The following is a 13,309-nucleotide window of genomic DNA, read 5'->3' as shown; positions in this document are numbered from 1 at the left end:
TGAAAACTACTGCAGTCGGACAGCCTTGGCTGGAATTCGGCTTTTGGCCTTTTTCCTACTTCGTTTGAGCCGTTTTCGCTACGTTTTAGAGATGCTTGGAAAATGCGGCAGTATCCGTTAAAGCCGAATGATGTTCAACACGTCGCCCGACAGGCTGACCTGTACGCCCGAACCCCACATTGGATCGCGACGCAAATCTTCGGACACCTTGTAATGACCGGCGATAGAGATCAGTTCAGCGCTCAATTGCTGACAGAAAATCCGTGCCTTGGTATCACCTTTGACGCCGGCCAGCGCCCGACCGCGCATCGGGCCGTATACATGGATGTTGCCATCGGCGAGAAGTTCCGCCCCCGGACTGACCGACGACACCACGACCAGATCGCCACCCTGGGCATATATCTGTTGGCCACCACGTACTGGCGTGGTGATGACGCGGGTCTGTTTGACGGTCGGCTCAGGCGGTTTTTCCGGCTTCTTTTTGATTTCGGCTTCGGGCATTTCCAGCGGCCGCTCACGGGCACCGGACGGCGGCAGCACCGGGATGTCGATGGCGATGGCGGCGGCAATGTCTTCAATGCGGCTGGCGCGAATCGCCAGCGTGCGCAGGCCGTGTTGGCGGCACACACGCATCAGGCCTGGCAGGTCGACGGCGCCTTCGCCCGGCGGCAATTTGTCCAGCGCCAGAACCAGTGGCGCGTTGCTGAAAAAATTCGGCGCCTGCGCGACTTTGGCGGCCAATTGCCGATCGAGGCTGTCGAGGTCGTTACGGGCCAGTTCCAGCACGGTAATGGCCAGCATGCTGCCCTTCAGCTGGAACACGGGATCTTGGTCTAACGGTTCGGTTTGGCTCATGTCGGCATACAACGGCTTGTCACTAAAAGTGCCGAGACTTATAACGAGAACGCCCGCGAGCCGCAAGCCGGGTCGAACGATGTAGAATGCGCGGCCACTGTATTTACGGAAGCTTTAATGGATCGCCCGCGTTTTCGAAAAGCATTTTTATCGCCTCGCTTCTGGCCGCTCTGGTGCGGTCTTGGGCTTTTATGGCTGATCGTGCAGTTGCCGTATCCGGCGTTGCTGACCATCGGTCGAGTTTTGGGCGCCATGATGTATCGCCTGGCCGGCGACCGGCGGCGCATTGCCAAGCGCAACCTTGAGCTGTGCTTCCCGGAAAAATCCGCCGCCGAGCGCAAACGTCTGCTCAAGGAAAACTTCGCCTCCACCGGCATCGCTTTTTTTGAAATGGCGATGAGCTGGTGGTGGTCGCGTGAGCGCCTGGCGAAACTGGCCCACGTCGAAGGCCTGGAACATTTGCAGAAGGCCCAGCGCGAAGGCAAGGGCGTGATCCTGATGGCGGTGCATTTCACCACCCTGGAAATCGGCGCGGCGTTGCTCGGTCAACAGCACACCATCGACGGTATGTACCGCGAACACAAAAATCCGTTGTTCGACTTCATCCAGCGTCAGGGCCGTGAGCGGCACAACCTCGATTCGCTGGCGGTGGAGCGCGACGACGTGCGCGGCATGCTCAAGCTGCTGCGCTCGGGCCGGGCGATCTGGTACGCGCCGGATCAGGACTACGGCGCCAAGCAAAGCATTTTCGTACCGCTGTTCGGCATTCAGGCCGCGACGGTGACGGCGACCACCAAGTTTGCTCGTTTGGGCAAGGCGTTGGTGGTGCCGTTCACGCAGGAGCGTCTGGCCGACGGCAGCGGTTATCGTCTGGTCGTGCATCCACCGCTGGAAGATTTCCCGGGCGAGACGGAGGAAGCCGACTGCATCCGCATCAATCAGTGGGTCGAAGGCGTCTTGCGTGATTGCCCTGAGCAATACCTGTGGGCGCATCGCCGCTTCAAGAGCCGTCCACCGGGCGAGCCGAAGTTGTACGCCAAACGCCGCTGAACCCATCCCTGACAAGCACCATGGAGTGTTGCGATGAGCCCTGCTGAACCGGTCACAGGTTTGATTCTTTCTGGCGGTGGGGCGCGGGCGGCGTATCAGGTGGGGGTGCTGGCGGCGATTGCCGAGTTGTTGCCGTTGGGCGCGGACAATCCGTTTCCGGTGATCGTCGGCACATCGGCCGGGGCGATCAATGCAGTCAGCCTCGCCAGTGGCGCCACCGATTTTCGCGCCGCCATCGAACGCCTCACATTATTTTGGCAGGGCTTTCGCAGCCATCGCGTGTTGCGCAGCGACTGGCCCGGTGTCATCCGACAGGCCAGCCGCTTTGTCAGCCACAGCTTGCTCGGCCTCGGTCGACATCTGCCGGTGGCGCTGCTCAACAGTTCGCCGCTGCGCGATCTGCTCAATGAAAAACTGCACATGCCCGGTATTGCCGAGTCTATCGCGCGCAAGCAATTGCATGCGGTGGCGGTGACCGCGTTCGGTTACGAGTCGGGGCAAGCGGTGACGTTCTATCAGGGCGGCGGCACGATTGATTCGTGGCTGCGGCATCGGCGCATTGGTGTGCCGACGCAGTTGTCGGTGGATCATCTGTTGGCCAGCTCGGCGATACCGTTGTTGTTCGCGCCGGTGAAGATCGGCGAGGAGTATTTCGGTGACGGTGCGGTGCGGCAATCGGCGCCGATCAGCCCGGCGTTGCACCTGGGCGCCAGTCGAGTGCTGGTGGTCGGGGTCAGCGGCAATCCGCGCGGGTCCGATCCGCAGGAGCCGCTGCAGCGCAGCTACACGGGGCAACAGCCGACGTTGGCGCAGATCGGCGGGCACATGCTCAACAGCACGTTCATCGACAGCCTGGAGAGCGATATCGAGTTGTTGCAGCGTCTCAACCAGTTCAGCCATTTGACGCCCGCCGGGACACCGACGCGCGAATTGGGCGTGGCGCCGGTAGAGGTGCTGGTGATTTCGCCGAGTCAGCCGATTGATGAAATCGCAGCGCGGCATCGTCAGGAACTGCCGGCGGCGTTGCGCTTGTTCTTGCGTGGGCCGGGAGCGACCAAGACGAGTGGGGCGGGGGTGTTGAGTTATCTGCTGTTCGAGGCGGGGTATTGCAGCGAGTTGATCGATCTGGGGCGGCGTGATGCGTTGGCCAAGCGTGAAGAGCTGTGCCGGTTTTTGGGTATATCCGCAGCGGTGGTTCCGGCCTGAGATCTGTGGCGCGGCCTTCGCGAGCAGGCTCACTCCTACAAGGATTTATGTCGTAAGCGCAAATGGCATCAACAATGAACCCCTGTAGGAGTGAGCCTGCTCGCGATGGCGTCCTCGCAGACGCCACCTACACCTGCATCAGAAGTGGAACTTCACCAGGAAGCTGGTCACGTTCTGATTGGTGGTGAAGGCACGGGTGTCGTCGATCCCGTACTTGTCTTTCCAGTAATCGTACTCAACACCGACATACAACTGCTTCTCGCCGAAATTCAGCGCTTTGCCCAAGTCGTATTTGACCTGTGGGTTGAAGTGCAGGTTGGCGTGGTATTCGCCACGGTTGTTGACGTCGTTGTCGACGACCCAGTCCATGTAGCCGTCGATCAGCACGTTCGAATCGCCGACCGGAATGGTGTAGGACCACACTGGAGTGATCTGCCAGACGTTGTCACCCGGGCGCGAGCCTTCGGTGTGGCGCTGGTAGAAGTTCAACTGGAAGTAGTCGAAACCCGGGATGGCCAGGTCGAAGCCCGGGCCGATCAGGTAGGACTCGGTGTCACCCTCACCGAACTCGTAAGTCAGCGCCAGCAGGACGTCTTTGATCGGGCCGAACTCGATCTTCTGGTCGAGGACCTTGCCCAGCGAGATGCGTGGCTGGAACTCGCCGTAGTAGGTGTTCGGGCCGTTGTTGAAGTCCTTGTCACCGTTGTAGAAGATCTTGTCGACGAACAGGAAGTTGTCCCCATACTTCCATGCATCGGCGTGCTCGAAGGTGACGGTCTGCTGGATCGCAGGGTTGACCTTGAAGTCTTTACCGTAGAGGTAGGTCAGGCTGTTGTTCTGCCACTGCAGCAGACCATCGGCCATGGCCTGGCCGCCGGCCAACATCGATCCCGCGAGCATCAGGCTGGTGCACATACGTTTCATTCGGTTGCTCCCAAAGTAGGTGTTCCACGTTTATTTTTTTAAGATCGGCGCTCTGGTGTGGCGCCTTTTTTCGTTGCTGCAAAAGTCATCCGATCGGTCAGCTTCTGTGTGTTAGCAAAAGCTGAGCCAAGGCTTTCGAAAAGCAAAAAAACGCCCTCTCGGCTGCTGAAAAACAGTCGATTGAGCGTGTTTTCGGGATGCCTCGGTACTGGCCGGGGCCGGGATAAGTTGGCCCGTCGGTCAGGAATTAAATCCGGGCTTTTTTTTAGACCGAATTCATGAGGCCGCGGAGAATACTGACTCCTTGGCCAGCTCTCAAGTGCCCCGCAACAGAGCACCGACGACAGGTATGGGGCACGGTTGCGGGTCATCTTAGAAGTGCACCTTCACCAGCAGGCTGGCGGTGTTCTGATTGGTGTCGAGGTTGTGGCTGCTTTCGACGCCGTATTTATTTTTCCAATAGCTGTATTCGGTGCCGACATACAGCTGCTTCTGACTCCAGCCCAACGCTTTGCCGAGGTCGTATTTGATCTGCGGATTGATGTGCAGGTTGGCGTGGTAGGTGCCGCGCGAGTTCTCGTCATTGTCGACGACCCAATCCAGATAACCGTCGATCAGCAGGTCGGAATTGCCCACGGGAATGCTGTAGGACCAGCCCGGGGTGATCTGCCAGACGCCATCGCCGGGGCGCGGGCCTTCGGTCTGGCGGCGGAAGATGTTCAAGGTGACGTAGTTGAAGCCTGGCACTTTCAGGTCGAAACCGGGGCCAATCAGGTAAGCCTCGCTGTCGCCTTCGCCGTACTCGTAGGTCATCGCCAGCAACACGTCTTTGATCGGGCCGAATTCGATCTTCTGGTCGAAGATTTTGCCGAACGAGAAACGCGGGGTGAATTCGCCGTAGAAGGTATGCGGGCCTTTGTTGCGGTCTTCCTGGCCGTTGTAGAAGATCTTGTCGACGAACAGGAAGTTGTCGCCGTACTTCCATTTGTCGGCGTGCTCGAACGTCACCGTCTGCTGGATCGACGGGTTGATGGCGAAATTCTTGCCGTACAGATAGCTGAGGCTGTTGGTCTGCCACAGTAGTAAATCGCCGGCCATGGCTTGACTCGCGGCCAGCAGGCCACCACCTAACAGCATGTTTGTCTGTGTACGAATCATCTGTTGCTCCCTCTTGTTTTTATTGTTTGAGGCGCAGAGCTGTTGCATGCCTTTGTAGGAGCAGAGCTTGCTCGCGAAAGCGGTAGGTCATTCAACATTGATGGTGGCTGACCTGGCCTCTTCGCGAGCAAGCTCTGCTCTGCAGAGGTACATCGGTGTTGCTGTTTTTAGTGCTGGTGTGCGTGGCAGTCATTGATCGCCGCGCGCTCTTTGCCGCCGAGAATGTTGAACAGCAAATTCAGCGTCAGCGCGCTGAGCGTCGCCATCGCGATGCCGCTGTGGGTAATCGGGCTCATCCACATCGGCAGGTGCGCGAAGAACTCCGGACGCACTACCGGAATCAGGCCCATGCCGATGCTTACCGCCACCAGCAACTGGTTGCGACGGTCACCGATGTCGGCTTCCTGGAGGATCTTGATGCCAGTCGCGGCAACCATGCCAAACATCGCAATCGCTGCACCGCCCAAAACCGCTGGCGGAATCGATGCCACCAGGAACGCCGCTTTCGGCAGCAGGCTGAGGACGATCAGCAAGCCGCCGGCGACGATGGTCACCGAACGGCAACGCACGCCGGTCATCTGCACCAGGCCGATGTTCTGCGCGAAAGAGGAGTGGGTGAAGGTGTTGAAGAAACCGGCGACGAACGAAGCGCCGGCATCACACAGCAAGCCGCGACGCAACATGCGTGGGCAGACTTCCTGACCGGTGATCTTGCCCAAGGCGAGGAACATCCCGGTGGACTCGACGAAGATGATCACCACCACCAGGCACATCGACAGGATCGGCGCGAGTTCGAATTTCGGCATGCCGAAATGCAGCGGAGTAACGAACTGCACCCATGGCGCGTTGGCCATGCCGCTCAGGTCGACCATGCCGATCGCGCCGCACAACACGTAGCCGAAGCACATGCCGATCAACACAGAAATGTTCACCCAGAAACCGCGCATGAAGCGGTGGATCAGCAGGATAGTGCCCAGCACCAGGGCGGCGATGGCCAGATAAATCGGTGAGCCGAATTGCGCAGCGCCAGCACCGCCACCTGCCCAATTCACGGCCACGGGGAACAGCGACAAACCGATCGAGGTGATGACCGTGCCGGTCACCAGAGGAGGGAAGAAGCGCACGACCTTGGACATGAACGGCGCGATGATCATGCCGAAAAATCCGGCAGCGATGGTCGCGCCGAAGATCCCTTGCAGGCCGATACCGGGCATGCCGGCCATGGCGACCATGCTGCCGACCGCAGCAAAACTGGCGCCCATCATCACCGGCATGCGAATGCCCATCGGGCCGATGCCCATGGACTGCACGATGGTGGCGACACCAGCGACCAGCAGGTCAGCATTGATCAGGAAGGCAATTTCTTCACGACTCAGGCCAGCGGCCTGTCCGATGATCAACGGCACCGCGATGGCACCGCCGTACATCAGCAGAACATGTTGCAAACCGACCAGAATCAGTTGCAAAAGGGGCAAACGCTGAATGGCGGGTGCGTCGGGGATGCGCGCTTTGGACAGCTCGGACATGCAACACCTCGGATCTTTTTTATTCTTGTGATTGAACAGCTGCCGGGTTGCTCACAGCTGTTTCTGTGCATCAGGTAAACCGCGTTGCGGCTATTCGCGGGCAAGCCTTGCTCCTACAGGATTCAGGTGATCCTGGTAGGAGCAAGGCTTGCCCGCGAAGCTTTACTGCTTAGTTGGTCTGGGCTCCCTGCGCGATCCATGCACCGATCAGGTCACGTTCCTGCTGGGTCATCTGTGTGATGTTGCCCAGTGGCATGATCTGCGAGGTGATGGCTTGCGCCTGGATGCGCGCCGCGTTCTGGCGGATCTGCTCAGGGGTGTCGAACATCACACCCGCTGGGGCAGCGCTGAACAACGGGCTGGTCGGTTTGGCCGAGTGGCAAACCGCGCAGCGTTCTTGAATCACGCTATGCACTTTGTCAAAGCCTGGCCCTGCATTGGAGGCTTGCGCCGGTGCTGCAGCAGGAGCTTCGGCGGGTGCAGCAGGTGCCGCCGCTTCAGCCGGTTTCGCGCCACCACCCAGTGCTGTTTCCGGCAGCGGTTGGTACTCGATTTTTGCAGGCGCCTTGGCCACTTCCGGAGCGGTCGACATTGGCGCTGGGCCAGTGACGTACGCCAGAGTGATCATGCCCACCGCTGCCACCGGCAGAGTCCAGGCAAACTTGTGGCTGTCGTGACGGGTGTTGAAGTAATGACGCACCAACACGGCCAACACTGCGATCCCGGCCAGGATCAACCAGTTGTACTGGCTGCCATAGGTGCTCGGGAAGTGGTTGCTGATCATGATGAACAGCACCGGCAGGGTGAAGTAGTTGTTGTGACGCGAACGCAGCAAGCCTTTCGCCGGCAGCGCCGGATCCGGCGTACGGTTTTCGGCAATCGCCGCGACCAGTGCACGTTGCGCCGGCATGATGATGCGGAACACGTTGCCGACCATGATGGTGCCGATGATCGCGCCGACGTGCAGGTACGCACCACGACCGCTGAACACCTTGCTGAAGCCATACGCCGCGCCGATGATCAGCACGAACAGGATGAAGCCGAGCAGGGCAGGGCGTTTGCCCAGAGCGGAGTCGCACAGGAAGGAGTAGATGAACCAGCCGAGGAACAGCGAGCCGATACCGATGGCCACGCCTTCAGGGCCGCTCAGGGTGCTGCCCGGAGCCAGCAGGTAGAGCGTTGGATTGGAGTAGAACACCACGCACAGCAGCGCAATACCCGACATCCAGGTGAAGTAGGCTTCCCATTTGAACCAGTGCAGGTTCTCCGGCATCGACGGAGGGGCCAGTTTGTATTTTTCCAGGTGATAGATACCGCCACCGTGGATCGCCCACAGATCACCGGCCAGACCGGTTTTCGGGTTGACGCGGTTGAGGTTGTTCTCCAGCCAGACGAAGTAGAACGACGCGCCGATCCAGGCCACGCCAGTAATCATGTGAACCCAGCGCACGCTCAGGTTCAGCCATTCCAACAGATGTGCTTCCACAGTCTTTACCTCTCGCCTGTCACTCTTGTTGTCGAGTGATCAGACCTTCTCTTATTGGTGGGGGGCGAGGATCAAACGCTCATCCTCTTTGAAAAAATGCTCATCGCAGTTATTGCCTGTGCCACTGCGATCAACCACCAGGAAGTCATCCCGCTTTTCGATCGTCAGCACCGGATGGTGCCAAACGCCGCGATGGTAATTAATGCCCTGCCTGCCGTTGGTGACGAAGGCGCGGACCAAGCCTGATACAGGTTCATCGCCAACTGGCGCGACCACGATCAGAAAGGGGTTGCCGAGCAGCGGAATGAAAGCCTGGCTGCCCAGCGGATGGCGTTCCAGCATGCAAACGGTCAGCGGCATGTCCTGCGCGTCGGCGCGGAAGATGCTGATGATCGCGTTGTCCTCAGGCTGAGCGGTTTCGACCGTCGCCAGTTTATGGAAGCGCATGGTCGAACCGTTGTTGATCATGAAGTGATCGCTGCCGTCGGTTTCGATCACGTCACCGAAAGGGGCGAAGGCTTCTTTGGTCAGCGGTTCAATCGTTAGTGTGCGCATGCTGTTCTTCTTATCCGAATTCTGTGTTGTACAACTTGTCAGTGCGTCTTGCGCGATCCCTGTAGGAGCTGGCGAAGCCTGCGATCTTTTGACTTTGTTTTTAAGATCAAAAGATCGCAGCCTGCGGCAGCTCCTACAGGCTCGGCATTATTTAGCGACCTTGCCGAGAACGCGCAGGCGGCTTACACCACCGTCCGGGAACACGTTCAGACGGATGTGGGTGATCGGGCCCAGCGCTTTGATCTGCTCGACGAAGGTGTGCTCGGCGTGCATTTCCAGCTTCTGGCTTGGCAGCAGATCGCGCCAGAACAGCGACTGGGTTTCGATCTGGCTGTCAGTACCACCTTTCACGAACGCGCCCTGGATCGAGCAAGTGTCCGGGTAGTTGCCCTTGAAGTGCAGGGTGTCGACGACGATCTTCTCGATCTCGCCCGGGTGGCCCAGCGCGACGATGACCCAGTCATTGCCCGGCGTGCGACGACGTGCCGTTTCCCAGCCATCGCCCATGTTGATGCCACGGCCCGGGTTGAGGATGTTGCTCATGCGGCCGAAATGTTCGTCGGAGCAGGCGAGGGCGCGGCCACCATTCAGGGCTGCTGCCAGATCGACTTGCTCGTTGTCGCCAACAGCCGACCAGTCACGGTGCGGCACACCGTACACGCGCAGACGGGCAACACCGCCGTCCGGGTAGATGTTGAAGCGCAGGTGGCTGAACGCTTGGTCGTTGCTGATTTCGTGGTAGTGGTGACTGTTGCCCTGCAGCTCGACGGCCGACAGCACTTCAGTCCACTGGGTGTTTTCATCAGGCTCGCCCGAGGCCAGGAAGCAGGCTTCCAGAGAGGCCGATGGCGGGAAGTTGCCGGTGAAGAATGAAGTGTCGATGTCCACGCCTTTGATCGAGCCTGGTACGCCCAGACGGATCACCGCGCTGTCGAAGCCTTCGAAGCGCTTGCGGCGCGATTCCCAGCCGTCCATCCACTTGCCGTTGTCATCGAACACGCCCTCCTTCCAGACGGCCGGAGTCGGTTGAAACAGACGATTGGCGTCTGCGAACCAGTCATCGGTGACCGAGATGATTTTGGTGCCCAGACGGGCATCGGCCAGGTTGACGAATTTTTCGAAAGGTACGGCGTAAGCTTTCATTCTTCTTGTCTGCCTTTAAAAAAGTGGCTGGGGATGCTTGCAAGACCCTGGGTACTCTCCGCGTTTGATGTACTCGGGTCAGGCTCGCTATAGGGTCAGTAAACGGAACAGGGCGATCTTGTTGATCTCCGCCAGCGCGCACTTGAACTCGGTGTCTTGCGAGTTGTGGATGCGCGTTTCGAACGCCGCGAGGATCTGATGCCGGTTGCTGCCTTTTACCGCCATGATGAAGGGAAACTTGAACTTGGCTTTGTAGGCGTCGTTCAGCTCGGTGAAGCGCTGGAACTCTTCGGCCGTGCATTGGTGGATCCCCGCGCCAGACTGTTCTTCAGTACTGGCCGCGGTAAGCTGGCCCTGGACGGCAGCTTTGCCGGCCAGGTCCGGGTGAGCGTTGATCAGGGCAAGCTGGCTTGCATGATCGGCGCTCAACAGGATGTCGCTCATGCGCTGGTGCAGGGTTTCGATCTCGTCGATCGAAGCGTCCACGCCCAGGTCGTAGGCCTTCTCGGCCACCCATGGCGAATGTTCGTAGATGTCGGCGAAAGCTTTGACGAAGGCGTCGCGGCTCAGGGTCGACGGTTGCAGGGTTTGAAAGCGGCTCATTTGGCGGCCCCTTGGTACGGCTGGGTTTCGTGCCAGTGACGCGCGATGTCAACGCGGCGGCTGAACCAAACCTGTTCATGACTTTTAGCGTATTCGATGAAGCGTTTGAGCGAAGCGATGCGACCCGGACGGCCGATCAAACGGCAGTGCAGACCGATCGAGAGCATTTTCGGCGCTTCGGCACCTTCGGCGTAGAGCACGTCGAACGCGTCTTTGAGGTATTCGAAGAAGTCGTCACCCTTGTTGAAACCCTGCACTTGCGTGAAGCGCATGTCGTTGGTGTCGAGGGTATACGGGATCACCAGATGCGGCTTGCCGGTCGGGTTGTTCGGCTCCCAGTAGGGCAGGTCGTCGTCATAGGTGTCGCAGTCGTAGAGGAAACCACCTTCTTCCATCACCAGGCGACGGGTGTTCGGGCCAGTGCGGCCGGTGTACCAGCCCAGTGGGCGCTCGCCGGTGATTTCGGTGAGGATGCGGATCGCTTCGAGCATGTGCTCGCGTTCCTGCGCTTCGTCCATGTACTGATAGTCGATCCAGCGGTAGCCGTGGCTGCAGATTTCGTGCCCGGCATCGACCATCGCGCGGATCACATCCGGGTGGCGCTGCGCGGCCATGGCCACGGCGAAGATGGTCAGCGGAATGTCGAATTCCTTGAACAGCTTGAGGATCCGCCAGACGCCGGCACGGCTGCCATACTCGTAAAGCGATTCCATGCTCATGTTGCGCGCGCCTTGCAGAGGCTGGGCAGCAACCATTTCCGAGAGGAAGGCTTCCGATTCTTTGTCGCCGTGGAGAATGTTGCGCTCGCCGCCTTCTTCGTAATTGAGCACGAAAGACAGGGCGATGCGGGCATTACCCGGCCAGTGTGGGTGAGGAGGGTTACTGCCGTAACCGATCAGGTCGCGTGGGTAGTCAGCGCTCACTGCAGTCTTCCTTCTTATTCGTTGACAGATAAGTGTGGCGGCCTGGCGGTGAGTTAACAGGCTGGCGTCACAGCGATGGGCTGATTGTATACAACTTTAATCGCAATTTGTAAGCCTGATTTTTTGCATTTTTCACCGACTGTCATCTTTTACTGTTAATGGCGTGAGCCTGCAAGAAACCTGCCTGACCAGTCAGCTAATGGATACGAGGTTCAATGAATAGGCCTGCCGCTGGCAGATCGTGAGGAAACCCCCGAATGGCGGGGGTGGTGTGAAAAATGTCGTTTTTATTGTGTACAATTTTTATGAAAAGTGTCTTAATCAGTCGCTCGCCGCAGCTTTTCGTGCTCCGAATCGGTGCGGTCTCCTTTTTATCTGACTTCGGGAGGCGCGAGGTCTGACTGCTTCCACGCAGGCAGGCGCGCAGAATCAATGGGACGTTTGACAACACACGTTTTGGACGCTGCACACGGTTGTCCGGGCAGTTCGATCAAGGTCGAGCTGTACCGCGTTGAAGGTTCGCAACTGGAATTGGTCGCCAGTGCTGTAACCAACAGCGATGGCCGGGTCGATGCACCGCTGCTGCAAGGCGATGATTACCGTACCGGGGTTTATCAGGTTCAGTTCCACGCCGGCGATTACTACCGCGCCCGTGGCGTTCAGTTGCCGGAACCGGCATTCCTCGACGTGGTGGTGCTGCGTTTCGGCATCTCTGCCGAACAGGATCACTACCATGTGCCATTGCTGATTTCGCCATACAGCTATTCCACGTACCGGGGCAGCTGACCCCAAGCAGCTGCCCCCACCGGGAAGCGACTGCGCATATAGCTTCTTTGGTCTTTCGCCCGCCCACACTGCGGGCTTTTTTTCGTCTGTGGAATGTGGTCCGAGGCGGCGCGGTATCAGTCTTTTGTCAGGGTTATGTCGGCTGGCGATCGCCGTTGAAGTTATCCGGCTGATGGGGCCATGCCGTCTCGTCTTGTGCCGTGAGATGCGGGCGCTTGCTCGGGCCTGACTCGTCTGCCTGCGATTGCTCGGCCGGTCGTCGATTATTTGTCGGCGTAGGCTCGGCAGCGTTTGTGGCGTTCGCTACTTTTCGGCGCCAGCGATTTGATCCGGGAATCTGTTCCACCCGTTCGCCGGAAGGTTTCAGTTCGCTGGCAAAGGTCTGCTGATATTCACCGTCGGCGTTTATGCCGACCATGACGGTGCCTTCTGCGGTGTCGACATACGTTTTACGGTGCTTGTCATAGCGGATGCCCTGCGCTGACGCCGCCGCGTCTGAGAGTCGTGCGGCGAGATGAGGCGCGAGAACGCTGGGCGTTTTCGCGGATGCGCGCGCGGTAATGGCCGCAGGAGTCGGGCTGGCTGGCGAGTCCGCCGCAAGCCAGGCCGGCAGTTCGAAACGCCACGATGACTGGCCGCTGACCTTATGCAAAAAAGGTCCGGGCAAGTCTGGTGTGAAGTCGAAGGGCACCTGATAACGACCATCCTGTTGGCGTTCAACCAGAAAGTGGCCCTCGTTTTCGATATACGCATACGTCCTGCCATCCGGACTGATGAACAGATCGCTGTCGGTCGTCAGCGGGCGCAACAGATGCACTTGATCCGCCGGCCAGGTAATCGATCGGCGAGCGGCATCCGGCGTTGGCCACGCCGTTGCGGGCATATTGCTGACGGAAACCGCCGAGACCGGATTGTTTTCGTCTGCACTTTCGCGAACACGTGCAAAGGGCTGATCTGCAGCGGTGCCGGACTCAGTGTTTCCGGCAATTCTGTGAGTGCCGTCAAGCGCATCAGTCACAGGTCGCGCAGTTGGCGTAGAAGAGTCAGGTGAAACGGTGCCTGGTAGTTTTTTTGGTGTTTTGGCCATTCTGTTT

The 13,309-nt window shown here is 59.0% G+C and carries 13 protein-coding genes; 3 read left to right on the top strand and 10 right to left on the bottom strand.

Annotated elements, in window-relative coordinates; all coding sequences use genetic code 11:
* Positions 1-117: 117 nt before the first annotated feature.
* Positions 118-855 (bottom strand): septum site-determining protein MinC, encoded by a 738-nt coding sequence (minC, locus tag JFT91_RS26650; RefSeq protein WP_201234368.1) that lies wholly within the window; start codon positions 853-855, stop codon positions 118-120.
* 117 nt (positions 856-972) lie between these two features.
* Here minC and JFT91_RS26645 point away from each other — a divergent pair, with 117 nt between their 5' ends.
* Positions 973-1,905 carry a lipid A biosynthesis lauroyl acyltransferase gene (locus JFT91_RS26645; RefSeq protein ID WP_201234367.1) on the top strand — a complete coding sequence of 311 codons (933 nt, stop codon included), beginning with the start codon at positions 973-975 and terminating at the stop codon, positions 1,903-1,905.
* Positions 1,906-1,938: 33 nt separating this feature from the next.
* Positions 1,939-3,111, top strand: coding sequence for a patatin-like phospholipase family protein (locus JFT91_RS26640; RefSeq protein ID WP_201234366.1), 1,173 nt, complete (start codon positions 1,939-1,941; stop codon positions 3,109-3,111).
* A gap of 138 nt (positions 3,112-3,249) precedes the next feature.
* On the opposite strand, the gene JFT91_RS26635 is transcribed toward JFT91_RS26640, so the two are convergent.
* The 8 genes from JFT91_RS26635 to puuE form a co-directional block, all read right to left on the bottom strand.
* Positions 3,250-4,035, bottom strand: a complete 786-nt coding sequence (locus tag JFT91_RS26635) for an outer membrane protein OmpK (RefSeq protein WP_201234365.1) — start codon at positions 4,033-4,035, stop codon at positions 3,250-3,252.
* 372 nt (positions 4,036-4,407) lie between these two features.
* The gene (locus JFT91_RS26630; RefSeq protein WP_201227326.1) at positions 4,408-5,193 is read right to left on the bottom strand and encodes an outer membrane protein OmpK; all 786 of its coding nucleotides are present in this window, start codon (positions 5,191-5,193) and stop codon (positions 4,408-4,410) included.
* 167 nt (positions 5,194-5,360) lie between these two features.
* Positions 5,361-6,719, bottom strand: a complete 1,359-nt coding sequence (locus JFT91_RS26625; RefSeq protein ID WP_201227325.1) for a nucleobase:cation symporter-2 family protein — start codon at positions 6,717-6,719, stop codon at positions 5,361-5,363.
* Positions 6,720-6,888: 169 nt separating this feature from the next.
* Positions 6,889-8,205: a urate hydroxylase PuuD gene (locus JFT91_RS26620; RefSeq protein WP_201227324.1), complete on the bottom strand. Its 1,317-nt coding sequence runs from the start codon at positions 8,203-8,205 to the stop codon at positions 6,889-6,891.
* 51 nt (positions 8,206-8,256) lie between these two features.
* On the bottom strand, positions 8,257-8,760 hold the full coding sequence (locus tag JFT91_RS26615) for an ureidoglycolate lyase (RefSeq protein ID WP_024012211.1): 504 nt from the start codon (positions 8,758-8,760) through the stop codon (positions 8,257-8,259).
* A 147-nt stretch (positions 8,761-8,907) separates the two neighbouring features.
* Positions 8,908-9,903 carry an allantoicase gene (gene alc, locus JFT91_RS26610; protein WP_008080896.1) on the bottom strand — a complete coding sequence of 332 codons (996 nt, stop codon included), beginning with the start codon at positions 9,901-9,903 and terminating at the stop codon, positions 8,908-8,910.
* A gap of 87 nt (positions 9,904-9,990) precedes the next feature.
* Positions 9,991-10,506: a 2-oxo-4-hydroxy-4-carboxy-5-ureidoimidazoline decarboxylase gene (gene uraD, locus JFT91_RS26605; protein WP_201234364.1), complete on the bottom strand. Its 516-nt coding sequence runs from the start codon at positions 10,504-10,506 to the stop codon at positions 9,991-9,993.
* Positions 10,503-11,429, bottom strand: a complete 927-nt coding sequence (gene puuE, locus JFT91_RS26600; RefSeq protein WP_034151757.1) for an allantoinase PuuE — start codon at positions 11,427-11,429, stop codon at positions 10,503-10,505. Before puuE ends, uraD begins: the two co-directional genes overlap by 4 nt.
* A 432-nt stretch (positions 11,430-11,861) precedes the next feature.
* Between puuE and uraH the strand changes: the two genes are divergently transcribed.
* Positions 11,862-12,215, top strand: coding sequence for a hydroxyisourate hydrolase (uraH, locus tag JFT91_RS26595; protein ID WP_008080901.1), 354 nt, complete (start codon positions 11,862-11,864; stop codon positions 12,213-12,215).
* A gap of 133 nt (positions 12,216-12,348) precedes the next feature.
* Here uraH and JFT91_RS26590 read toward each other — a convergent pair whose 3' ends face one another.
* Positions 12,349-13,302, bottom strand: a complete 954-nt coding sequence (locus JFT91_RS26590) for a prolipoprotein diacylglyceryl transferase (RefSeq protein ID WP_201234363.1) — start codon at positions 13,300-13,302, stop codon at positions 12,349-12,351.
* Positions 13,303-13,309: the final 7 nt, after the last annotated feature.

Origin of the sequence: Pseudomonas sp. TH08, assembly GCF_016651275.1 — a bacterium.
In the GTDB taxonomy this organism is placed as follows: Bacteria; Pseudomonadota; Gammaproteobacteria; order Pseudomonadales; family Pseudomonadaceae; genus Aquipseudomonas.
The sequence above is the reverse complement of the archived record's forward strand: the minus strand, read 5'-3'. Positions and strand labels throughout refer to the sequence as shown.

What these genes read in the sequence shown, in the direction of transcription:
- minC (WP_201234368.1), bottom strand. Translation starts at nt 855, where the DNA reads ATGAGCCAAACCGAACCGTTAGACCAAGATCCCGTGTTCCAGCTGAAG.
- JFT91_RS26645 (WP_201234367.1), top strand. Translation starts at nt 973, where the DNA reads ATGGATCGCCCGCGTTTTCGAAAAGCATTTTTATCGCCTCGCTTCTGG.
- JFT91_RS26640 (WP_201234366.1), top strand. Translation starts at nt 1,939, where the DNA reads ATGAGCCCTGCTGAACCGGTCACAGGTTTGATTCTTTCTGGCGGTGGG.
- JFT91_RS26635 (WP_201234365.1), bottom strand. Translation starts at nt 4,035, where the DNA reads ATGAAACGTATGTGCACCAGCCTGATGCTCGCGGGATCGATGTTGGCC.
- JFT91_RS26630 (WP_201227326.1), bottom strand. Translation starts at nt 5,193, where the DNA reads ATGATTCGTACACAGACAAACATGCTGTTAGGTGGTGGCCTGCTGGCC.
- JFT91_RS26625 (WP_201227325.1), bottom strand. Translation starts at nt 6,719, where the DNA reads ATGTCCGAGCTGTCCAAAGCGCGCATCCCCGACGCACCCGCCATTCAG.
- JFT91_RS26615 (WP_024012211.1), bottom strand. Translation starts at nt 8,760, where the DNA reads ATGCGCACACTAACGATTGAACCGCTGACCAAAGAAGCCTTCGCCCCT.
- alc (WP_008080896.1), bottom strand. Translation starts at nt 9,903, where the DNA reads ATGAAAGCTTACGCCGTACCTTTCGAAAAATTCGTCAACCTGGCCGAT.
- uraD (WP_201234364.1), bottom strand. Translation starts at nt 10,506, where the DNA reads ATGAGCCGCTTTCAAACCCTGCAACCGTCGACCCTGAGCCGCGACGCC.
- uraH (WP_008080901.1), top strand. Translation starts at nt 11,862, where the DNA reads ATGGGACGTTTGACAACACACGTTTTGGACGCTGCACACGGTTGTCCG.
- JFT91_RS26590 (WP_201234363.1), bottom strand. Translation starts at nt 13,302, where the DNA reads ATGGCCAAAACACCAAAAAAACTACCAGGCACCGTTTCACCTGACTCT.